Genomic DNA, 20,664 nt, shown 5'->3' with positions numbered 1-20,664 from the left:
TATGCGATCGTCGGCAGCGTCAGATGTGTATAAGAGACAGCTCTTCGACAGCGGCCGGCTCGACCACGGGCTCGGGCGCGGCGGCCTCGGGGGCCGGTGGCGGCGGTTCGGTGGTGTCGGTCTTCGACGACCAGGCCGGCCCGTCGGCGGCGTAGAGCACCAGGTTGCGGTCGTCCTGAAGAACGAGCTTCACGTCCTTCTTGCCCTTGGTGTCGGTGTGCCACACCGGCTTCTCCGACGTGTAGAGCACGAAGTTGCCGTCGGTCTGCACCTCGGCACGCTCAACGTCCTGCCCGTTGGTCTCCGTCGACCACACCGCTTGGTCGCGTGCGTAGAGCACCAGGTTGCCGTCATCCTGCAGCGTCAAGGTGTAGGCGCCGTTGTTGGAAGTGAGCGACCCCCCCTTCTCGAGCTTCTGTCCTTCGGTCAGTGTGTCTCCCACTCAGATCCCCTTACTCTCTGGACGGCCTGCCGGATCAAGCCCGGCTCCGGTCGAGCCTACTGATCTTGGTCTCGATTGTGGGGCGTTATGCTCGGCACAATTCGAAACGGCAGGCAAACTCCCAGTGACATCATCGGCAGGCTCCCAGCCGGGCGGTCCGAACACGTAACCGAACCGGTCTTTCCAACGGGCCGCCCGCCGTACGTCGCGCACAATCGCGCCGTATTCGTGCGTCTGCAGCGTCCAGATGTTGAAGGTGTCCACCGGTTTGGTCAGCCCGTAGTGCGGCCGGAACAGTTCGGGCGCGAAGGTGCCGAACAGCCGATCCCAGATGATCAGGATGCCGCCGTAGTTGCGGTCGAGATACTGCGGGTCGCGGCCGTGGTGCACCCGGTGATGCGATGGTGTGTTGAAGACGTATTCGATTGGCCGCCAAAGCTTGTCGATCCGCTCGGTGTGCACCCAGAACTGATACACCAGGTTGATCGAGAAGCTCGCGAACACCAGCCAGGGCGGGACGCCCAGCAGGGGCAGCGGGATCCACGCCACGATCTCGCCAGTGTTGTTCCACTTCTGCCGCAGAGCTGTCGCAAAGTTGAAGTACTCGCTCGAATGATGGGACTGGTGTGTCGCCCATATCACCCGGACACGATGTGCCACACGGTGATACGAGTAGAACAGCAGGTCGACCCCGACGATGGCGATCACCCAGGTGTACCAGCGGTCGGCGGGCAGGTGCCACGGCGCGACGTACCCGTACAACGCGGCATAACCCAACAGCGCCAACAACTTCCAACCCGCCGTGGTGGCTACGGACACCAGGCCCATCGAGATGCTCGCCCACGCGTCGCGCGTCTGGTAGGCGCCGTGCGGCGCGCGGTCGGCGCCCTCGAGCTTGCGTGCCGCGGCCCATTCCAGGGTCAGCAGCAGCAGGAAGAACGGCACCGCGAAGAGTACCGGGTCCCGCATGGCCGGTGGCAACACTTCCAGCAACGCCCGAATCGGCTCCATCGCACACCCCTCCTAGCGGAAGTTGAGCACCTCGTCGCCCCAGGCCGTGCGCAGCTCGCGGTCCAGATCAGCCACGGTCTTGTCCTGCTTGTCGATCAACAGCACGGCCCGGTCGTCGCGGCGGTACGGGCGCCACACCGGCTCCCCGGGCGCACCCTCTGGCGTCCCGGTGGTCGCGAAGTTGGTCCAGCGGCGGCGCATGCGCTCCGACACCGCTTTGCCGTGCTTGAGCCCACCGAGCTTGAACGTCGGGTCCTTGGGACCCGCGACCAGGTTGCCCCACATGAACGGCAGCTCGGTGGCGTGGGCCGCACCCAGGCGCAGCAGCCGCAGCATCGGGGTGGCGAAGTCGAACCGGTAGAAGTACACGGGCGCCGCGGCGCTGTGCCCGTCGGCGAACCACAGCGACGGCATCCGGAATCCGATGTCGCGGGCCACGCCCATGCCGCGCGCCTTGGTGCGCAGGCCCGGGTACGCGGCGGCGATCTGGGCTTCTGAGGGCAGCAGCAGTCCGGGTTGTTCGGCTGCGATGCCCTCGAACATCTCGCGGATTGCCTCCGGGGTGATCGGCATCAGCGGCGATTTCATCCACCGGAACAACGCGGCCTCGTGCTTGTTGATCCCGATGATCAACGGCACGGGGTGGGTGCGGCCTTCGCGGGCACGGTTCACCGGATAGTCCGGCACCACGTCCTCGTCGACGATCGGGGCGAATGCCAGCGTGCCCGGCGTCTGCTGCGGCACCGCGTTGAACACCCGCTGCGACGCCGACAGCACCGCCGACACCGGCAGCCGCGCGAGCTGGCCGGCATCGCTGGGAGCCACCCCCAGCTCGTCGAGCACCTGACGCGCGACGCGCCGGGACCGTTCGGCGTCGTAGATCGAGGTGACGGGCGAACTCTGCGCGATGGCCGCGCCGAACAGGCCGTCGGCCTCGGGGCTGGCCAGCAGCGTGGTGACGATGCCACCGCCCGCCGATTCCCCGAACAGGGTGACGCGCTGCGGGTCGCCGCCGAACGCGGCGATGTTGTCGCGGACCCAGCGCAGCGCGCACAGCACGTCGCGCAAACCCAGGTTGGTGTCGAAACGCATTGCGGGCGTGCTCAATTCGGACAGATCGAGGAACCCGAAGGCGCCGAGCCGGTAGTTGACGGTGACGACGACGACATCGCCCTCGGCGGCGAGCACCCTGCCTCGGTACAGCGGCTGGCTGGCCGATCCGAGCACGTAGGCGCCACCGTGGACCCACACCATCACGGGTTTACCGACGCCGGGTTCGGTGCCGGCGGGCGCCCATACGTTGAGCCGCAGGCTGTCCTCGGACTGCCGTGCACCGAGGTCGATCGGGATCCGCGGGTCGACGGGCTGCGGGCACACCGGCCCAACCCCGGTGGCATCCGCGACGTCCTGCCATGGCTGCGGGGGTTGCGGTGCACGCCAACGCAACTCGGCAACCGGCGCGGCGGCGTAACGAATTCCCCGCCACGCCTTGACCGTTCCGTCGTCGATTCCGCGGACCGGTCCGTAGGCGGTGTCGACCACCGGGCCGTCGGCGACAACGGTGGGTTCGGACATGACTGACTCCTCGGTGACGCAACTTTCACGAACTCCCCCACGTTACGCAGACCCGCCGGTCACATCGGCGATCAGCGCCTTTCGGACAAACATTCTGCGTGGTCACAAACCTCGGCAGCGCCGCGTACCGGCCGTACCGTCACCGCCCATGAGCGTCGACACCGCCCCCGTCACCACTGCCCCGACCCCGGCTTCGGCACAGGCCGCGCTGGCCATCGCCGACGAATTGGCGACCGAACTGGCCGTCGGCAGCGCCGAGCGTGAACGCGCGGGTGCCTCGCTGTTGCCGCAATTGCGCCAGGTCGCAGAATCTGGGCTACTGGGCATCGTGGTACCCGCCGAGCACGGCGGTCCGGGGCTCTCCGCGTCGACCAAGGTCGAGGTGCTGCGCCGGCTGTCCCGCGGCGACAGCGCCGTCGGGCAGCTCCTGCTCGCCCATTTCGTTATCGCACAAGCGATCTCAGGTCTCGGCGACCAGTCGCCTGCGCCGCGCATCTATGCCGACATCCTGGCGGGCGCCCAACTCGGCAACGCCTCCGCCGAGCGTGGCACGGCCACCGCACTGGACCGGCACACCACAGTGTCCCGACGCGCCGACGGCACCTGGCTGCTCAACGGCACCAAGTACTACGCCACCGGCACCCTGGGCGCGACCTGGATCGCCGTGGCCGCCGTGGTTGCGGACCGCGACGGCGAGACCGCGACCGTGTTCGTCAGGCCCGATCAGGACGGCGTGACCCTCGATCTCGATCAGTGGTCCGCTTTCGGGCAGCGCGGTACGGCCAGCGGCGAGGTTCGCCTGGTCGACGTCGTGGTCGACGGCGATCTGGTCATCGAGGAGGGCGTGACACCCGACCCGGCCGACGCGCCGCCCAGTGTGCTCGGCGCCTACGACCAGGCGCTGCACGCCGCGATCGACATCGGCATCGCGCGGGCCGCACTCGAAGACGGCGCCGAATTCGTCCGTACCCGGTCGCGGCCGTGGAAGGAGGCGGTGCTGGCCGGCGTGCGCCGGGCCGACGAGGAACCCCATGTGGTGCGCCGGTTCGGCGAGCTCACCGCCCGGCTGTATGCCCTGGAGGCTCTGCTGGCCCACGGCAGCGCGGTGGTCGACGCCGGGCTGGCCGAGCCTCAGCTGTCCCGCGACACCGCCGCGCAAGCGTCGCTGCAGGTGGCCGCCGCCAAGGCGCTGGCCCAGGAATACGCCGTCGAGATCGCCGGCGGCATCTTCGAACTGACCGGCACGTCCGGCACCGATTCGGCGGTCAACCTCGACCGGCACTGGCGCAACGTGCGCACCCACTCGCTGCACGATCCGGCGCGATGGAAGTACGTGCATCTGGGCAACCACACCCTGCGCGGGGCCCGGCCACCCCGGCTGGGGCTCGTCCTGTAGCGCACCGCTCTTTCGCTAGGTTGGTGCGGTGCGGAAGTGGGCGTTGCTGATCGCGGCGATCGCCACCGAAGTTGCGGCCACCCTGTCATTGCGCGCCTCCCAGGACCATTCGGCCTGGCTCGTTGTGGTGGTCATCGGCTATCTCGGTGCGTTCGTGCTGTTGACTCTGGTGCTGCGAGCGGGCATGGCGGTGGGCGTGGCGTACGGCATCTGGGGTGCCATGGGCACGGCCTCGACCGCGGTGCTCGCCGCAGTGCTGTTCGGTGACGCGTTCACCTGGCCGATCGCGGCGGGTATCGCCCTGATCATCGCCGGAGTGCTGCTGGTCGAGCTGGGGTCCCCGGCGCAGGACGCGCCGCGATGATGTGGATGGCGCTGGCCTGCGCGATCCTGTGCGAAGTGTTGGCAACCCTGGCGTTGCGGGCCTCGGACGGATTCCGGCGCAAGGCCTGGATCGTGCCGGTCACGCTCGGCTACCTGGTGTCGTTCACGCTGCTGTGGTTCGCGTTGTCGCTGGGCATTCCCGTCGGCATCGCCTACGGCATCTGGACTGCGTGCGGCGTGGCGCTGGTCGCGATCGCGGCCCGGTTCCTGTTCCAGGAGGCGCTGACCCCGGTGATGATGATCGGGATCGCACTGATCGTGTCGGGCGTGTTCACGATCGAACTGGCCGGGATGGCGCACTGATCGCGTCACTCGGTTGGTGAGTGCGCGCCAGCGCCCCGGCCAGTGCCATCACCAGTACCCCGACCACCGGCACGACCAGCAGCCCGATGCGTAGTCCGGCGGCGTCGGCGACGAAACCGACCAGCAGGGGCGCGCCGAAGAATCCCACCCGCATCAGCCACGTCACCACTGTCAGCCCGGTACCGGGCCGCAGACCGGGCAATTCATCGGCGCCGTGCATGGCCGCCGGAATCAGGGTGGCCACGCCGAGGCCCGCGGCGGCGAACCCGCCGACCGTGCCGAGCACGCTGGGGTACGCCAGTGCGGCGCCCATACCCGCGGCGGTGATCAGCCCACCTACGCGCACCACCGCACGCTGGCCGAACCGATCGACCAGGCGGTCGCCGAACAGCCTGCCCACGAACATGAAGCCGACGACCGCGATGTAGCCGAAGGTCGCGATGGCCGGGGGTGCGTGCAGGGTGTCCCGCAGGTACAGCGTCGCCCAGGAGCTTCCGGAGTCCTCGACGGTGGCCCCGGCGATGGCGATCACCACCAGTGCGGCCAGTGTCAGGTAGACCGCCCTTCCCGGCCGGGTCGTGGGCCGGGTGCGCGCGGCCGGATGGTCCTCGTGATCGGGCCCGGCGAGCAGGAAGCGGTCCGCGGCCAGCACAGCCGCGCACACCAGCACCGCGACCACTGCGAGGTGGACACCACGTGGCACCCCGGCGGCGATCACCGCGGCGCCGGTCAGACCACCGAGGATGGCGCCGACGGCCCACACCGCGTGAAACGAGTTGATGATGGACCGGCCGTAGGTGCGCTGCACGCGCAGGCCGTGGGCGTTCTGGGCCACATCGGTGATGGCGTCGCAGGCCCCGGCCGAGAACAGGGCCGCGGTGAGTACGACGGCGCTGCCGGTGACCGCTGCGACCACGACGAGCCCGGCCAGCCCGATCGTGGCGACCACCGCAACCCTGGCCGACCGGTAGCGCCGGATCAGCACGCCCGCGGTCAGGCCTGCGACCAGTGCACCGGCCGAGAATGCGGCGACGGCGGCGCCATAGGCGGCGTTGCTCAGCTGCAGGTCGGACTTGATCTGCGGATAGTGCGGCACCAGGTTGGCGAAGATCGCCCCGTTGGTCAGGAACAGCGCCGCCACAGCGAGCCGGGCCCGCTGCACCACCGTCGAATCAAGCTGTCCCGAAACCACTTCGGCGACGATACCGCCGTCAACCGGAGGTGGACACCAGCCGCTCGCTGACGCGCCACAGGTCGGCGGCCAAGGATTCGTCGTAGGAGTCGCGTGATGACCGGATCTGTCGGCCCCCGGAGAAGTAGGCGCCGGTGACGCCGTCGTGCCGTGGATCGGCGACCAGCGCGCCGAGGTCGGCACCGGATCGCCGGGTGCTGCGGACCCCGGGCAGCACCCGCAGGAGGGGCAGCAGGAAGCGCCACGCCAGCCGCTGCGCTGGCGGATAGTCGCGCGCCAGGCCCGAGCCGGGCATCATGCCGGGGTCGAACGCGTTGACCGTGATGCCCGCGGCGCCGTGGCCCAGCCGGCGGTCGAGCTCGTAGCTGAACAGGACGTTGCACAGTTTCGACGTGGTGTAGAGCCTGCGGCCTTCCTCCGACGAGTACCCGCCCACCTGGGGGCTGCTGAGTTCTTCTGCCGAGGTGTAGCGCGGCGCGGGCATTCCGGTGTACTTGGCCGGGTCATGGGTGCCGCTGCTGACCACCACGATTCGCGCCGGGGCGACCAGGTGGTCGAGCAGCCGCTGAACGAGCGCGAAATGCCCGAGATGGTTGACGCCGAAGGTCATCTCGTAACCGTCCCGCGTGGTGTGCGAACCCGAGACCAGCTGCACTCCGGCATTGCACACCAGGGCGCGCACCGGCGGCACGTCGAGTTGACTTATGGCACAGGCGAATTCGTTGACGGAGAGCAGCGACGCAAGATCGAGCTCGGCAACGGCGGTCCGGCCCGGATGTCCGAGCGCCGCGGCGGCGGCCGCGCCCCGGGCGGCGTCACGCACCGCGAGCAGCACATGCCAGCTGGGATCGGACGTCAACAGCGCGCGGGCACATTCGAAGCCGAGGCCGGTGTTGGCTCCGGTGATGATGGCAGTTCTGGTGGTCGTCACGGTTCCTCCAGCAGAATCGGGATGAGCGCCGTCACGGCCTGCCACAGCCTGCGGTACATGAGGGCGACGTCGGTGGTGTCGGGTTCGAGGTGTCTGGCGTAGAAGATGCCGTCGGACTGTGCGACGGCGAAGGCCGTGAGCTCGGCCACCGCCCGCTCCGCCCGGTCGGGATCGATGTCGGCGGGCAGTTGCTGCCGCACCGCCGTGCCGAACCGCGCGATCGCGGTGCCCCGCGCCCGGCGGACCACTGCGGCCACCGCCGGATCGTCGGTGCGTTCCATGGAGAGCAGATAAAACAGCCGCAGGAAATCCGGATGCTGCTGCTGCAGCCCGGAGGTGACGGCCAGTTGTTCGTCGATGCTGCCCTCGCGTGGGATCGCGGCGAAGAAGCGGTCGATGCCCCGCTCCATGACCGCGGCCAGCACACCGTCCTTGGAGCCGAAGTGCCAGTAGATCGAGCTGGCCGGAAGCCCGGACGCCTTGCGGATGTCGCTGATCGCGGTCGCGGCGTAGCCACGCGTGGCCATCAGGCGCTCGGTGGCGTCGAGGATCTGTTCGCGCGAATACGCGCCCTGCTGTTGCCTTCTCGTGGCCGGAGCGTCCATGCTCACCTGTCTGTAAGGATCGTTACAGACAGGGTAGACGAGCGTCGGCCGCGGCGCCACGACGGATTTCGTCGCGTTTGACCAACCCGCTCACGCGGCGGCACGCGAGTGGCACGCTGAGCCGGTGTCCACCGACGTGATCAGCCACACCGCGCAAGACCTCATCGGCCTGTTTCCCCCCGGAACCCGCACCGATGCCGACGGCACCCTGATGGTCGGCGGCTGCCGCCTCGACGACCTCGCCGAGCAGTTCGGCACGCCTGCCATCGTGGTAGACGAGGAGGCGCTGCGACAGCGGGCCCGCGACTACCTCACGGCGTTCCGCAGCCGGTGGCCGCGCGCGGACGTGGCGTTCGCGTCGAAGTCGTTCCCGTGCACGGCCGTTCAGCGGGTGATGGCCGAGGAGGGGCTGCATCTCGACGTCGCCGGTGGCGGGGAGATCGTCACCGCGGTCAAGGCCGGAGCTGACCCGGCCCGGCTCGTGTTGCACGGCAACGCCAAGACTGACGAAGAACTGACGCTGGCCGTAGAGCACGGTGTCGGCCTGGTGGTCGTCGACAACTTCGATGACATCGACCGCCTCGAGCGCCTGGTGCCTGCGGGACGCGTCCAGGGGTGCCTGGTGCGGGTCATCCCCGGCGTGCAGGCCGAGACCCACGCCTCGCAGGCCACCGGGCATGCCGGCTCGAAGTTCGGGTTGATGCCCGACGCGGCCCGCGAGGCCATCGCCCGCATCGAGGCGAGCCCGCGACTGCGGCTGGACGGCGTGCACACCCACGTCGGCTCCCAGTTGCTCAACGTCGAGCAACTGGCCGAGGCCGTCGAACCCATCGCCAAACTCGGGACGTTCGAGGTGTATGACCTCGGCGGCGGGCTCGGGGTGCGCTACACCTACGACGAGCACGCACCCAACCTCGACGACTACGCCGAGGCGATGGTGACCCAGGCGCGCGCATTGCTGCCCGAAGGCAGCCGCATCATCGTCGAGCCGGGCCGCAGCATGGTCGGCAGCAACGCATGCACGGTGTACCGGGTGACCACGGTCAAGCGCGGCCCGGTGATCACCCATGTCGCGGTCGACGGCGGTATGGGCGACAACCTCGACGTGTCGCTGACCGGGCAGCGGTTCGAGGCGACGATCGTCAATCGGGTCGGCGGCGGCGAGGTGGTCAGTCTCGTCGGCAGGCATTGCGAGTCCGGCGATCAGCTCATCGACCGCGTCGAACTGCAGGACCCCAAGGTCGGCGATCTGGTGGCGGTCCCGGTCACGGGCGCATACACCTACACGATGTCCAACCAGTACAACGGCGCCCGCCGGGTTCCAGTGGTCTTCACCCGCAACGGCGAAGCGCGCCTCGTCGTCCGCCGCGACACCTGGGACGACCTGCTGATCCGTGACGTCGACTGACGCGATCGGGGTTTGGGCACCAAGATTGGCACCATGACGGGATTACCCCAGACCCTCGTGGAGCTGGCTCAGCGCTACGGCGTCGCCACCGAGTACGACGACTGGACGGGACACCGCACCACGGTGCCGGAAACGACCCTGGTGGCGGTGCTGGAAGCACTGGGGGTGGCGGCAGGCACCGAGGGTGACCGGGCAGCCGCGCTGACCGCGCACGAGCGCGATTACTGGCAGCGTTCGCTGCCGCCCATCGTGATCGGCCGGGCGGGGCAACCGACGGCGTTCTGGGTGCACGTCACCCACGGCGACCCGGTCGACGTCACGCTGCGGCTCGAGGACGGCAGCGTACGCACCGGGCTGCGTCAGCTGGAGAACAACCGGCCGCCGTTCGACATCGGTGACCGCCTCGTGGGCGAAGCCACCTTCGAGCTGCCCGCCGAGCTGCCGCTGGGCTATCACCGGCTGGTGTTGTCCGTCGGCGACTTCCACACCGAGACGCCCGTCGTGGTGTCGCCGGCAAGCCTGACCCTGCCGGCCCGGCTCGGTGAACGGCGGGGCTGGGGACTGTCGGTGCAGCTGTACAGCGTCGCATCGCAAAACTCTTGGGGCGTCGGCGATCTCACCGATCTCACGGATCTCGCGGTGTGGTCGGCCGCGGCCCACGACGCCGACTTCATCCTGGTCAACCCGCTGCACGCGGCTGCCCCCATCGCGCCGATGGAGCCGTCGCCGTACCTGCCCACCTCGCGGCGCTTCGTCAACCCGCTGTATCTGCGCGTCGAGGCCATCCCCGAGTACGCCGCCGCGCGTCACCGCGGCCGGATCCGCAAATTGCGGACGACCGTGCACGAGCGGGCCCAGCGCCGCGACCTGATCGACCGGGACACCGTGTGGGCGGCCAAATCCGCCGCGCTCAAACAGGTGTACCGCGTGCCGCGCTCTGCCGGGCGGGAGCTGGCCTACAACGCCTACCGGGCCAGGGAGGGCACTGCCCTTGAGGATTTCGCGATCTGGTGCGCGCTGACCGAGATCCACGGCGGCGATTGGCACAACTGGCCGCTGGAGTTGCAGCATCCGCACAATCCGGAGGTCGCCGCGTTCGCGGCTGCCAATCCCGAGGCCGTCGACTTCCACCGCTGGCTGCAGTGGCAGCTCGACGACCAGCTGACCGCCGCGCAGGCCACCGCGGCGCAGGCCGGGATGGCGCTGGGAATCCTGGGAGATCTGGCGGTCGGCGTCGATCCCGATGGCGCCGATGCGTGGGCGCTGCAGGATGTACTGGCGCTCGGCGTCACGGCGGGCGCCCCGCCCGATGAGTTCAACCAGCTGGGTCAGGACTGGTCGCAGCCGCCGTGGCGGCCGGACCGGCTCGCCGAGCAGGCCTACGAACCGTTCCGGGCACTGGTCTCGATGGCCCTGCGGCATGCGGGCGGGCTGCGCATCGACCACATCATCGGCATGTTCCGGCTGTGGTGGATCCCCAAGGGCGCGGCCCCGACCGAGGGCACCTACGTGCGCTACCACCACGACGCGATGATCGGCATCATCGCGCTGGAGGCACACCGCGCCGGGGCGGTCATCGTCGGCGAGGATCTCGGCACCGTCGAGCCGTGGGTCCGCGACTATTTGCGCGACCGCGGCCTTTTCGGGACATCCATCCTGTGGTTCGAGGCCGACGGTAGCGGCGCGCCGCTGGCCGCCGAACACTGGCGCGAATACTGCCTGTCCTCGGTCACCACGCACGATCTGCCGCCGACGGCGGGGTATCTGGCCGGCGAGCATGTACGCCTGCGGCAGGAACTGGGCCTGCTCACCAGGCCCGTCGAGGTCGAGCTGGCCGAGGACCGGGCCGCCCAGGACGCGTGGCTGGCCGAGCTGCGCCGGGTCGGCCTGCTGGAACCGGAAGCCGGTCCGGAGGCGATCGTGACGGCGCTGTACCGCTACCTCGGGCGGACCCCGTCGAAGTTGCTGACGTTGTCCTTGGCCGACGCGGTCGGTGAGTTGCGGACCCAGAACCAGCCGGGCACCACCGACGAATACCCGAACTGGCGGGTGCCGCTCGGCGGTCCCGACGGGCATCGCCTACTCGTGGAAAATGTGTTCGACGATGCCCGGGCGAAGGCCCTGTGCGACGCGATGGCGGCCCTGGTGAAACCGGCGATGTAACACGCGGCGGCTGTGCAACGGTTTCACAATCGTCACAGCTGCGATATGTTCGCAGCTCACCCGGACGTTCGGAGACTTGACGTGAAGATGCAGCTTGTAGTGCTCGGCGGTGGTGTGGTCGCTGCCGGCTCGATCGCCCTGTTCGGCGCGGGCATCGCGACCTCGCAACCCAATGCGTCGGCGATCAATGTCGTCGGTGAGCCGTACATGAAGGCGCTGCAGATCCTCAAGAGCCAAGGCGTCAAGGCCTACTTCGGCGGCTCGTTCGGCAGTGCGCTGCCGCAGTCCCAGTGCCTCGTCGACTCGCAGAAGATGACGTCGCAGGGCCGCATGCTGCTGATGCTGGACTGCAGCCAGGCCGCACTGGAGCAGGAGCAGCAGACCCAGAGCTCCGATGGCGGCGCCCCCGGCGCCCCGCACGTGGGCTCCAACGGCGTGACGACGGTGACGCCCACGCCGGTCGTTCCGGTGCCGGGTGCGCCGGGCGCGGGCACCCCCGCTCCGGGCTAGCCCGGCCGACGCGGCACGCCGGACCGAGCTGCCCCTCCTCGGACCCGGTACCCGCGTTCCCACATAGTTTCGTAGACTGCACGGGTCCCGCTTACGAGGAGGCCCGCGATGCTGCGTCCGCACCGATTCGCCACCGAGATCGAACCTGGTCCCGTTCAGATCCAGGCTCGCAAAGTGCACTTCGATCTCTCCGGCATCCCGCTGCATTGGATTCCGGGTCACCCGGTCGCTTCGACCATGGTGAATCTGTTCAACGTGGTGCTGCCGATGGCCGAGCACTGGTTCGTCGCGACGTTCAACGAAGCGCTGCCGTATGTCCGTGATCCCAAGTTGGCCGACGACATGCGCGGATTCATCGGTCAGGAAGCGACCCACGCCGAGACGCACGACCAGGTGCTCACCGACTTCCTGACCGCCCACGGCGTGGACTACCAACCCGTGCTGACCATGGTCGACCACGTGTTCACCAATCTGCTGGCGCCGACGTCGTCGACCGACCCGCGCCGCAGGCTCAACGATCTGTGCGACCGGTTGTGGCTCATCGCCGCCATCGAGCACTACACCGCGGTGCTCGGTGATTTCGTGCTGAACTGCACGTGGGAGGACTACGACGCCGATCCGACCATGACCGACCTGTTCCGCTGGCACGGCAGCGAGGAGGTCGAGCACCGCAGCGTGGCGCACGACGTGGCGGTGTACTTCCAGGACAGCTATTTCAGCCGGGTTCGCGCGATGTCGATCGCCGCGACCGCGGTGTACCTGTTCTTCCAGCGGGGCTGCTGGGCCCTGGTCAAGCGGGACCCGACGCTGGATCTCAGTTGGTGGCAGATGCAAAGACTGCGCATGAAGGACTCCAAGCTGGGCCTGCTGCCCAAGTTCACGCGGATGTTCGGGTCCAACACGCTGGCGTACTGCCGGCCGGGCTTCTCCCCGGAGGAGATGGGGTCGACCGCCCAGGCCGTCGCCTACCTGGCCAGTTCACCCGCGGCACGGGCCGCGCACCTGTAGAGGACCGCCGCGATGTCGCTGATGCCACCGTTGATCGATCGTTACCGCCGGCTCCCTCCGAGCGCGTCCGGCCGGTTCCGCCACGACCCGATGCTGGGCCTGGCCGATGTCGCCATCTCCACCATGTGGGGGCTGACCCGGTACATCCGGCGGCCCTCGCCTCCACCGGAGCTGGACCGCACCATCGAACTCACGGTGGTCGACCGCGCGGTCGTCGCACACGACCAAGATGTCATCGCCGTGACCCTGGCGGCCGCCGACGGCAGCGCCCTTCCCCAGTGGCATCCGGGGGCACACATCGACGTGCTGCTGGCCAGCGGCCGCGTGCGGCAGTACTCGCTGTGCGGGGATCCGTCCGCCCGCACGTACCGCATCGCCGTGCGGCGGATCCCGGACGGCGGTGGCGGTTCCATCGAGGTGCACGACAGCCTGCAGGTCCGCGCCCGGCTCACCACGCACGGCCCGCGAAACGCCTTCCCGCTGACGGTCCCGGGCTACGGCTCCCCCACCCAGCGCTTCCGGTTCATCGCCGGCGGCATCGGTATCACCCCGATCCTGCCGATGCTCGATCTGGCGCAACGTCTTGGCATTGAGTGGTCGATGATCTACGCCGGGCGCAACCGCGAGAGCCTGCCGTTCCTGAACGAGCTGATGCGGTTCGGCGACCGGATCACGATCCGCACCGATGACACCAACGGTCTGCCCACGGCGGCCGAGCTGCTGGGCGATTGTCCCGACGGCACCACGGTGTACGCGTGCGGGCCCGCGCCGATGCTGACCTCTGTGCGGGCTGCGCTGGCCGGCCGCGACGACGTCGAGTTGCATTTCGAGCGGTTCGCCGCGCCACCGGTGGTCGACGGTGCCGAATTCTCGGTGTCGATCGCCTCGACGGGCGCCGCCCTGACCGTGGCCGCCGACGAGACGCTGCTGGCCGCTCTGCGACGCGCCGGGGTGGCGGCGCCGTACTCGTGTCAGCAGGGATTCTGCGGCACCTGCCGGGTCCGGGTGCTCGACGGTGCGGTGCAGCATCGCGACACTCTGCTGACCGATCCCGAACGGGCCGCGGGTTACCTGTTGACCTGCGTGTCCCGGGCCGACGAGGGCGAGCGTCTCACGCTGGATCTGTAGCGGCGCGACGGTACTATTCCGCGCATGCCGCTGGCCCCTGGTGCGACTTTCGCGGGATACACGATCGTCCGTCCGCTGGGATCCGGCGGGATGGGCGAGGTGTACCTCGCCCAGCATCCGCGGCTGCCGCGCCGGGATGCGCTGAAAGTGTTGCCGACGGCGGTGTCCGCCGACCCTGAGTACCGCGAACGGTTCAACCGGGAAGCCGACATCGCCGCGTCGCTGTGGCACCCCCACATCGTGGCGATCCACGACCGCGGCGAGAACCAGGGACAGCTCTGGATCTCGATAGACTACGTCGACGGCACCGACGCCGCCAAGGCACTGCGGGAGCGGCATCCGGGTGGCATGCCCAAGGATGAGGTGTGCGAGATCATCTCGGCGGTGGCCGAGGCACTCGACTACGCCCATCAGCGCGATCTGCTGCACCGCGATGTCAAGCCGGCCAACATCCTTCTCGCCCAACCGGATTCCGATGGTCGGCGAATCTTGTTGGCCGACTTCGGTATCGCCCGCTATGCCAGTCAGGCCAGCGGGCTCACTGCCACCAACATGACCGTGGGCACCGTGGCCTACGCCGCCCCGGAGCAGCTGCTGGGGAAACAATTGGATGGACGCGCCGACCAATACGCTTTGGCGGCCACGGCTTTTCACCTCCTGACCGGCACACCCCCGTTCGAGAACTCGAATCCCGCAGTGGTGATCAGTCAACATCTGTCGTCGTCGCCACCGGCACTGGCGGCCAGTCACCCGCAGCTCGCCGCTCTTGATCCCGTGCTGGCCAAGGCGATGGCCAAGGATCCGAAGGACCGGTTCGAGCGCTGCGTGGACTTCGCCAGAGCTCTGGGGCATCAACTCGACAACCGCACGCAGCTCGCGCCGGCCGCCGCAGTGCCGCGCCGACGTCTGCTGCGCCCCTCGGTGCTCGTTCCCGCGGTGCTCGCGGTGTTGTTGGTCGCTGCGATTGTCGTTGCGGCAGTGGAGTTCCGGCGTGCCGATGAGCCGACGACGGCAAAGACCACCACAACGACGCCGACCGCGATCACCGCCCCGGCCACCACAGCCGCGCCGCTGCCGCCGCCACCGGCGCCCACGGAAACCACGACGGTCACGACGGCAGCCCCGGCCGCGGTGGTGGTCGGAGCCAATTGCGAGCCCAAGGGCGCCACCGGTACCACCGCCGACGGCACCACGGCGTACTGCTCGACGCTGCTGAGCAGCGGCGCGACGATCTGGTCGCTCACCCCGGAAGATATTGCGAGCCCGACGGTGACCGTCGATCCCACCGAGACACAACTGCCGACCACCGACGAGTCACCGGTCCGAGTGTGCATGCAGCAGACCGGCAAGTCCCGCCTGGAATGCTGGATGTCGATTCGCCGCGGTAACGGTGCGCGGTGAGCCTCGCCGTCGCCGATCGGCTGGCGCTGGCCGACCTGGTGCACCTGTACGCCGCCGCGGTGGACGACCGGCGGTTCCGCGATGTGGCCGAATTATTCACCGAGACAGCAGAATTGCGCCTGCCCGACCCGCCGCGCGAGCTGCAGCCGGTGCGGCACTGGCACGGGCGCGACGGGGTGCTCTCGGCCTTGTCGTCATTGAGCGAGGTGGCCCGCACCCAGCACGACATCGTCGGTGAGGTATACGCCGCGGGCCCTGAGGCCGATTACGCGCTGGGCCGGATCACAGCGGTGGCCCATCACTGGTCGTTCGGCCCGGAGCACCCGAGCGATCTGGTGTGGTACCTGCGCTACGACGACGAGTATCTGCGCACACCGGCCGGCTGGCGCATCCACGGCCGGGCGTTGACCGTCAACGCTATCGAGACTCGGCCGTTGCGTCGCCTTCGTGGCACCCCGCCAACTCCGGGGCGGCCATCAACTGATCCAGCAGGGGGCGCTGGCCGGCCAGCAGCTTCCCCCGGGCGGCGGCCACCGGAAACCATCCGGCCCGGTCGACCTCGGGAAACTCCCTGATCTTTCCGGAACCCCTTGGCCATTCCATGGTGAAGGTATTGCTGGTGATCGCCGTCGCGTCGAAGTCGCCGCGCACCGCGAACACCGTGACCACCTTGCCGCCCGCCTGCCGCACCGCCGTCAGGTCCACCCGCGGCCGGTCGGGCGCCGGTGCGCCGAGCTCCTCGGCGAACTCCCGTCGGGCGACCGCCCACGGATCCTCGCCTTCGGTGTACTCGCCTTTGGGCACCGACCAGGCTCCGTCGTCCTTGCGTGCCCAGAACGGGCCGCCGGGATGGACGATCAGGACTTCCACGGCGCCGCCGGTGACGCGGTACAGCAGCAATCCGGCGCTCAGTCTCGGCATTGGCTGCAGCCTACGGGGCCGCGCGGTCGTGGCGCGCCGCGATGACGGATGCTGGAGACATGACACGTCCCGGTTCGGCCCGGCTGTGGGATCCGCTGCGGCCGCTGGACCTGCTGACATCACTGTGGTCGCTGGCCGCGGTGACGCCGGTCACCGGAAGCGCGTCCGCCGCCTACCGGACGGTGTTCCTGACGGCGCGCCGCCTCGTGGTGGGGCGTCGGCTCGGCGTGCAGCTGGACGATCGCGAGCTCGCCCTGACCGTGACGGAGTTCGACTCCCGGCTGGACCTGCGCGCGCTGTCCGCGGGCCAGATCGGCAATGTCCGCCTGGCTGCCCGTGACATCCGTTGGGGCGATGCCTCTTTCGAGCGGGCCACTGCAGTTCTGCGCAACGTGCACGTCACCGCGTCGACGCGGCCCGAGCTGGTGGCGGGTCCAGTCGAGTTGACGGTGGAGCTACCCGCTCCCGTGCTCGATGATCTGTTCGCCTGGGCGGCTCCGCGGTATCGCGCCCAGGTGGGGCCCGATGGCGTCGCCCGGATTCGGCTCAACCGCAGGCCCGGCCTCGGTCACCTGGAGATCGACACGCAGCTGGACGGCTCGACGCTGTGGCTCACCCCGAGCGCAGTGACGGTCGGCCGCCGACGCTGGGCGTTGCCTGCGCGGGTCCCGTCGTATCCCGTGCAGCTGCCCGAACTGCCGCACGGTCTGGAGCTGACGGGCATCGGTTTCGCGCCTCACCTGCTCTGCCTGCAGGGCACGCTGCCGCAATGGCGGATGCCCGTCGCCGGCGCACGGCCGGAGGACATCCTCGGCCAGCTGGCCGCCATGGGCGTCACGCTGAATCCGACGCGCCTGTTGCGCTGAGCGTTGCTGCCATCACTTTGCTGGGGAAATGTGGCACCGGTCACGCCCGCTCCCTGAGACCGTCGTCTCAGTGCGCCCGGTCGGTGACGCATCCGACAGCGTTGTCGACACTTCGGACAAGATTTTCTCTCGGTTGGAATTAAACGGCTGAACTGGCGGTTTAAGCCGATGTAACAGATTCGGTTACCGGTCATGTGTTGCGCGACGAGCGCGGCAGGCACGGGGGCCGTCGCCCGCTCGACGGATAACTGAAGAATGAAAGAAGGCACAGAAGATGAAGAAATTTGCATTTGCTAGCGCATTTGTCGGCGCAACCGCGGCAGCCGTCATCGGGCTCGCCGGCCCGGCTCAGGCCGCGCCGAGCGGACCCGGAAACGCCCAGCAGACGATCTCTGAGCTGCAGGCCCAGGGATACAACGTCATCGTCAACCGGACCGGCTCGGCACCGCTGGACCAGGCCACTGTCGTCTCCGTGCGACCGGGCCAGACGTTCTCGCAGACCGACCACCGCAACCCGGGCGGCGATCTGCAGACCACCGTCACCGGCAAGACGGTTTACGTGGACGTGAAGTAACGCCGAACAGCACGAAACATCAAGAAGGGGCGCCCGTTTCGGGCGCCCCTTCGTCGTGTTCACCGGCGTGCCCGCGAGTTGCCACAGGTCATGGCGGCGCTAGAGTCGCCAGAGTGCGAGGCTTCACCCGTTTTGTCGCACTCGGCGACAGTCAGACCGAAGGCCTGTGGGACGGCGACGACGACTCGGGCCTGCTGGGCTTTGCCGACCGCCTGGCGGTCCAGATCGACGGGCTCTACCCCGGCCTGGAGTATGCGAATCTCGCCGTGCGCGGGCATCGCATCGGCGACGTGCTGACCGGCCAACTACCGCAGGCGTTGTCGATGCGTCCCGATCTGGTCACGGTGTGCATCGGTATGAACGACGTGACCCGGCCCGGGCGCGCCTTTCACCGGGCACTCGACGATCTGGACCAGATCTATGCGCGGCTGGCCGGCTCCGGTGCCACGGTGGTCACCACGACATTTCCCGATATCACCCAGATCCTGCCGGTGGGTCGCCTGCTGGGGAAGCGGGTCGTCCATATCAACGGCGCGATCTCCGACGCCGCCGTGCACTACGGATTCCGGCTGGTCGACCTCTACTCGGCCCCTTCGATGCGGGAGCCACAGACGTGGAGTCCCGACCGAGTGCACGGCTCGGCGCTGGGCCACGAACTGTTCGCCGCAGCGGCGGCCGAGGCGCTGGATTTGCCCGGCAGTAACCATGATTGGGCTCATGCGAGCGGTCCGATACTCCCCCAGTCACTGCGGGCCAGGGTCTATTCGCAGGCGTTGTGGACTCAGAACATGCTGATGCCATGGATCTGGCGGCATCTGCGGGGCCGTTCCGCCGGGGCGGGCCGCAGCCCCCGTCGTCCGACGCTGATGAGCTTGAGCGCGTAGGAAAGCGCTCAGACGCCCTTCCACGCGGACTGGATTTCGGTGCCGATGTCGATGACCTTGGCCTTCTCCGATCCGGGGCTGTCGATCTCGCCGGCAACGTGCGCGGAGATGAACCGTTTGATCTCGGCGTCCACCCCGGCCATGATGCGCAGGACCTCGGCACGCAGCGATTTCGAGGTGACGTGGATGGAGATGTCCGACGGCCGCGGCTTCTTGACGTCGAGGATCAGCAGCAACGGTTCGGCAGCCAACGCGGTGGCGCGCAGCGCGATCTCTCCGAACACCATGAACTGGGGGCGGTCGATCCGCAGATCGATCACCATGTCGATCTCCAGCGGTATCCGGATGGAGAACGTGATCGTCTCGCCGACGTTGCGTGTCACGCGTGGCTTCTGGATCTTCACGCGCGCGGTGACCTTGGCGATCTTGCCCGGTCCCTGGCCGATCGGGCCGATCTGGAATTCGTCGCCCGCGATCGCTCCGATCGCGTCGCCGACGCGGTCCTCGGAGACGGCAATCTCGAAGAATCTGCGACCGAATTCCTCGTAGGTGATGTAGTCGTGGTCAGCCATGGTCCTGATACGGTCTCACGTCCGCCTGCCGCGGCGGTACAACCGGGCCGAAACCCGTGCGCCGTTTCGGCTCACACAGCGAAGTATCGCAACCGGCTGACCGTGAGCGGTTTCGGCGTCAGATCCGCGATCAGCACCGCGCGGCCGCGCTCGCTTCGCAGCCCCGCCGCCAGGCTGTAACCCGACGCGACGAGTTTGTCCCACTGTGCGCCCGCACACAGCTCGATCAGGTGCGATACGGCGAGCGGTCCGGTTTCCCCGGCATGTACCGCGGTGCCGCGGGACAGCCTGCGGCGCACGGCGACCTCGTTGCCTGAACACAGCTCGTCGAGGAGCCCGGTGACCAGCCGCTTTCCCCGTCTGCCCGCACCACGGAAGCCTTCGGCAAAGCCCATCGCGCCGGTCGGGCCCTGGTTGCGCAGCAGGGCCCGGGACAGCTGCAGGCCGGCCGGCAGCGCCGCGAGCCCGGCTCGCACGAACTGGACCACCATCGTGGGCAGCTCCCAGTACGCCTGCAGCTCGGCGATCCGCAGCTCCGGCGTCAGCGCGTACCGCAGGTAGGCCGGGATGCGCATGGTCACGGCCCCCATGACCACCTGCAGTTCGAGGTCGCGGATGACCGTGGTGTCGGAGACGATGTCGACGTTGGGGTGAAAGGTGATCTGCCGCGGCCCGATGAACGTGTCGTAGAACCTCCCGATCTGCCCGGCCCCGCAGTGCGGACGAGAGCCGACCGGGTCCTCGACCCGTCCGCCGTCAGCGAACAACCCGACCCAGCTCTCACGGTCGCGCGCGCCCGCCGCCTGCAGTGATCGGCGGGCTGCGGCGAGTCGGTCAGCGGGTGTGAAAGCCATATGGTTCGTTTACCACCCTGGTGTTCACCGGATGCGCGCACACTGGTGTTTGACGCCCGGTTGGCTGAGGAGGACGTGATGAGCGGCAACGGACCATTCGGATTCGATCCCGAGGATTTCGACCGCGCCGCGCGTGAAGCATTGGACGGTATCGGAAGGCTACTCGGGAGTGGCAGGCCGGGTTGGAGCGGTCTGGTCGATGAACTCGGCCGGTTCACGCGGCCCCGGACCGACCCGGAGACGACGGGCGAGGCCGGCGATGGGGTGTGGGCGATCTACACCGTGGACAGTGACGGCGGCGCACACATCGAACAGGTGTTTCCCACCGAGCTCGACGCGCTGCGCGCCAACAAGACCAACACCGATCCGACCCGGCGGGTCCGTTTCCTGCCGTACGGCATCGCGGTCAGCGTGCTCGACACCGACACCGACACCGACACCGACACCGACACCGACACCGAGGACTGACTCGCAGCAAAAGGTGACCGGGCCGCCGCGCCACCGACTAGGCTGCAGCCCCAGGGCCGACGAGCCCG

21 protein-coding genes and 2 pseudogenes are annotated in these 20,664 nt (G+C 68.7%); 14 read left to right on the top strand and 9 right to left on the bottom strand.

Translation table 11 applies throughout. The annotated features are described in order from the left end of the window. Positions 1 to 43 precede the first annotated feature (43 nt). The 3 genes and pseudogenes from A5784_RS33890 to A5784_RS33880 form a co-directional block, all read right to left on the bottom strand. A pseudogene (locus tag A5784_RS33890) lies at positions 44 to 442 on the bottom strand (LysM peptidoglycan-binding domain-containing protein); the annotation flags it as partial. Beyond that, on the bottom strand, positions 443 to 1,453 hold the full coding sequence (locus A5784_RS33885) for a sterol desaturase family protein (protein WP_082945242.1): 1,011 nt from the start codon (positions 1,451 to 1,453) through the stop codon (positions 443 to 445). It lies immediately after the preceding pseudogene. A 12-nt stretch (positions 1,454 to 1,465) separates the two neighbouring features. Then, a complete protein-coding gene (locus A5784_RS33880) occupies positions 1,466 to 3,028 on the bottom strand; it encodes a carboxylesterase/lipase family protein (protein WP_064949237.1) in 1,563 nt (520 codons plus the stop codon). Positions 3,029 to 3,176: 148 nt separating this feature from the next. On the opposite strand from A5784_RS33880, the gene A5784_RS33875 reads away from it, so the two are divergent. Genes A5784_RS33875 through A5784_RS33865 form a run of 3 tightly spaced genes read left to right on the top strand, consistent with a single transcriptional unit; the run spans position 3,177 to position 5,111 of the window. Beyond that, the gene (locus tag A5784_RS33875; RefSeq protein ID WP_064949236.1) at positions 3,177 to 4,424 is read left to right on the top strand and encodes an acyl-CoA dehydrogenase family protein; all 1,248 of its coding nucleotides are present in this window, start codon (positions 3,177 to 3,179) and stop codon (positions 4,422 to 4,424) included. Positions 4,425 to 4,452: 28 nt separating this feature from the next. After that, positions 4,453 to 4,788, top strand: coding sequence for a DMT family transporter (locus A5784_RS33870; RefSeq protein ID WP_064949235.1), 336 nt, complete (start codon positions 4,453 to 4,455; stop codon positions 4,786 to 4,788). Then, positions 4,788 to 5,111, top strand: coding sequence for a DMT family transporter (locus A5784_RS33865; protein WP_064949253.1), 324 nt, complete (start codon positions 4,788 to 4,790; stop codon positions 5,109 to 5,111). Before A5784_RS33870 ends, A5784_RS33865 begins: the two co-directional genes overlap by 1 nt. On the opposite strand, the gene A5784_RS33860 is transcribed toward A5784_RS33865, so the two are convergent. From A5784_RS33860 to A5784_RS33850, 3 genes are read right to left on the bottom strand one after another with little or no spacing between them, the layout of a single operon-like run. Then, a complete protein-coding gene (locus A5784_RS33860) occupies positions 5,080 to 6,303 on the bottom strand; it encodes an MFS transporter (protein WP_064949234.1) in 1,224 nt (407 codons plus the stop codon). The genes A5784_RS33865 and A5784_RS33860 overlap by 32 nt on opposite strands. 19 nt (positions 6,304 to 6,322) lie before the next feature. Further along, the gene (locus A5784_RS33855; protein ID WP_064949233.1) at positions 6,323 to 7,234 is read right to left on the bottom strand and encodes an SDR family NAD(P)-dependent oxidoreductase; all 912 of its coding nucleotides are present in this window, start codon (positions 7,232 to 7,234) and stop codon (positions 6,323 to 6,325) included. Beyond that, positions 7,231 to 7,839, bottom strand: a complete 609-nt coding sequence (locus A5784_RS33850) for a TetR/AcrR family transcriptional regulator (RefSeq protein ID WP_064949232.1) — start codon at positions 7,837 to 7,839, stop codon at positions 7,231 to 7,233. The genes A5784_RS33855 and A5784_RS33850 overlap by 4 nt, the downstream gene beginning before the upstream one ends. A gap of 124 nt (positions 7,840 to 7,963) precedes the next feature. On the opposite strand from A5784_RS33850, the gene lysA reads away from it, so the two are divergent. The 7 genes and pseudogenes from lysA to A5784_RS39505 all read left to right on the top strand — a co-directional run. Further along, positions 7,964 to 9,247: a diaminopimelate decarboxylase gene (gene lysA, locus A5784_RS33845; protein ID WP_232006352.1), complete on the top strand. Its 1,284-nt coding sequence runs from the start codon at positions 7,964 to 7,966 to the stop codon at positions 9,245 to 9,247. Between the two features lie 33 nt (positions 9,248 to 9,280). Beyond that, positions 9,281 to 11,410, top strand: coding sequence for a 4-alpha-glucanotransferase (gene malQ / locus A5784_RS33840; protein WP_064949251.1), 2,130 nt, complete (start codon positions 9,281 to 9,283; stop codon positions 11,408 to 11,410). 87 nt (positions 11,411 to 11,497) lie between these two features. Continuing rightward, a complete protein-coding gene (locus tag A5784_RS33835; protein ID WP_064949250.1) occupies positions 11,498 to 11,920 on the top strand; it encodes a hypothetical protein in 423 nt (140 codons plus the stop codon). A 108-nt stretch (positions 11,921 to 12,028) separates the two neighbouring features. Further along, positions 12,029 to 12,928, top strand: coding sequence for a metal-dependent hydrolase (locus A5784_RS33830; protein WP_064949231.1), 900 nt, complete (start codon positions 12,029 to 12,031; stop codon positions 12,926 to 12,928). Positions 12,929 to 12,949: 21 nt separating this feature from the next. After that, positions 12,950 to 14,056 (top strand): PDR/VanB family oxidoreductase, encoded by a 1,107-nt coding sequence (locus A5784_RS33825; protein WP_064949249.1) that lies wholly within the window; start codon positions 12,950 to 12,952, stop codon positions 14,054 to 14,056. A 24-nt stretch (positions 14,057 to 14,080) separates the two neighbouring features. Continuing rightward, positions 14,081 to 15,457, top strand: coding sequence for a serine/threonine-protein kinase (locus A5784_RS33820; RefSeq protein WP_064949230.1), 1,377 nt, complete (start codon positions 14,081 to 14,083; stop codon positions 15,455 to 15,457). Continuing rightward, positions 15,454 to 15,846: pseudogene (locus tag A5784_RS39505) on the top strand (nuclear transport factor 2 family protein); the annotation flags it as partial. The gene A5784_RS33820 and the pseudogene A5784_RS39505, both read left to right, overlap by 4 nt. Before the next feature lie 28 nt (positions 15,847 to 15,874). Here the strand turns inward: A5784_RS39505 and A5784_RS33815 are convergent. Continuing rightward, complete coding sequence (locus tag A5784_RS33815; protein ID WP_064949229.1) at positions 15,875 to 16,378, bottom strand: NUDIX hydrolase; 504 nt, start codon at positions 16,376 to 16,378, stop codon at positions 15,875 to 15,877. Between the two features lie 59 nt (positions 16,379 to 16,437). Here A5784_RS33815 and A5784_RS33810 point away from each other — a divergent pair, with 59 nt between their 5' ends. The 3 genes from A5784_RS33810 (at position 16,438) to A5784_RS33800 (ending at position 18,702) form a co-directional block, all read left to right on the top strand. Beyond that, on the top strand, positions 16,438 to 17,244 hold the full coding sequence (locus A5784_RS33810; RefSeq protein WP_064949228.1) for a hypothetical protein: 807 nt from the start codon (positions 16,438 to 16,440) through the stop codon (positions 17,242 to 17,244). A 274-nt stretch (positions 17,245 to 17,518) separates the two neighbouring features. After that, a complete protein-coding gene (locus A5784_RS33805) occupies positions 17,519 to 17,818 on the top strand; it encodes a hypothetical protein (protein WP_064949227.1) in 300 nt (99 codons plus the stop codon). A gap of 113 nt (positions 17,819 to 17,931) precedes the next feature. Continuing rightward, entirely contained in the window at positions 17,932 to 18,702 is a 771-nt protein-coding gene (locus tag A5784_RS33800; protein WP_064949226.1) for an SGNH/GDSL hydrolase family protein, read from the top strand. A gap of 8 nt (positions 18,703 to 18,710) precedes the next feature. On the opposite strand, the gene A5784_RS33795 is transcribed toward A5784_RS33800, so the two are convergent. Next, positions 18,711 to 19,274 (bottom strand): hypothetical protein, encoded by a 564-nt coding sequence (locus tag A5784_RS33795; RefSeq protein WP_064949225.1) that lies wholly within the window; start codon positions 19,272 to 19,274, stop codon positions 18,711 to 18,713. Positions 19,275 to 19,345: 71 nt separating this feature from the next. After that, a complete protein-coding gene (locus tag A5784_RS33790) occupies positions 19,346 to 20,128 on the bottom strand; it encodes a nuclear transport factor 2 family protein (RefSeq protein ID WP_064949224.1) in 783 nt (260 codons plus the stop codon). Between the two features lie 78 nt (positions 20,129 to 20,206). On the opposite strand from A5784_RS33790, the gene A5784_RS33785 reads away from it, so the two are divergent. Continuing rightward, the gene (locus A5784_RS33785; protein ID WP_064949223.1) at positions 20,207 to 20,596 is read left to right on the top strand and encodes an Rv0313 family protein; all 390 of its coding nucleotides are present in this window, start codon (positions 20,207 to 20,209) and stop codon (positions 20,594 to 20,596) included. The last annotated feature ends 68 nt before the right edge of the window (positions 20,597 to 20,664 follow it).

The sequence above is a fragment of the Mycobacterium sp. 852013-50091_SCH5140682 genome (assembly GCF_001665685.1).
Classification (GTDB): domain Bacteria; phylum Actinomycetota; class Actinomycetes; order Mycobacteriales; family Mycobacteriaceae; genus Mycobacterium.
Note: the sequence above shows the minus strand (reverse complement) of the source record. Positions and strands in the feature narration are given on the sequence as shown.

Bases quoted from the DNA above. Each gene is read 5' to 3' on its own strand.
- A5784_RS33885 (WP_082945242.1), bottom strand. From the start codon at position 1,453: ATGGAGCCGATTCGGGCGTTGCTGGAAGTGTTGCCACCGGCCATGCGG.
- A5784_RS33880 (WP_064949237.1), bottom strand. From the start codon at position 3,028: ATGTCCGAACCCACCGTTGTCGCCGACGGCCCGGTGGTCGACACCGCC.
- A5784_RS33875 (WP_064949236.1), top strand. From the start codon at position 3,177: ATGAGCGTCGACACCGCCCCCGTCACCACTGCCCCGACCCCGGCTTCG.
- A5784_RS33865 (WP_064949253.1), top strand. From the start codon at position 4,788: ATGTGGATGGCGCTGGCCTGCGCGATCCTGTGCGAAGTGTTGGCAACC.
- A5784_RS33850 (WP_064949232.1), bottom strand. From the start codon at position 7,839: ATGGACGCTCCGGCCACGAGAAGGCAACAGCAGGGCGCGTATTCGCGC.
- malQ (WP_064949251.1), top strand. From the start codon at position 9,281: ATGACGGGATTACCCCAGACCCTCGTGGAGCTGGCTCAGCGCTACGGC.
- A5784_RS33835 (WP_064949250.1), top strand. From the start codon at position 11,498: ATGCAGCTTGTAGTGCTCGGCGGTGGTGTGGTCGCTGCCGGCTCGATC.
- A5784_RS33830 (WP_064949231.1), top strand. From the start codon at position 12,029: ATGCTGCGTCCGCACCGATTCGCCACCGAGATCGAACCTGGTCCCGTT.
- A5784_RS33825 (WP_064949249.1), top strand. From the start codon at position 12,950: ATGCCACCGTTGATCGATCGTTACCGCCGGCTCCCTCCGAGCGCGTCC.
- A5784_RS33820 (WP_064949230.1), top strand. From the start codon at position 14,081: ATGCCGCTGGCCCCTGGTGCGACTTTCGCGGGATACACGATCGTCCGT.
- A5784_RS33815 (WP_064949229.1), bottom strand. From the start codon at position 16,378: ATGCCGAGACTGAGCGCCGGATTGCTGCTGTACCGCGTCACCGGCGGC.
- A5784_RS33810 (WP_064949228.1), top strand. From the start codon at position 16,438: ATGACACGTCCCGGTTCGGCCCGGCTGTGGGATCCGCTGCGGCCGCTG.
- A5784_RS33805 (WP_064949227.1), top strand. From the start codon at position 17,519: ATGAAGAAATTTGCATTTGCTAGCGCATTTGTCGGCGCAACCGCGGCA.
- A5784_RS33795 (WP_064949225.1), bottom strand. From the start codon at position 19,274: ATGGCTGACCACGACTACATCACCTACGAGGAATTCGGTCGCAGATTC.
- A5784_RS33790 (WP_064949224.1), bottom strand. From the start codon at position 20,128: ATGGCTTTCACACCCGCTGACCGACTCGCCGCAGCCCGCCGATCACTG.
- A5784_RS33785 (WP_064949223.1), top strand. From the start codon at position 20,207: ATGAGCGGCAACGGACCATTCGGATTCGATCCCGAGGATTTCGACCGC.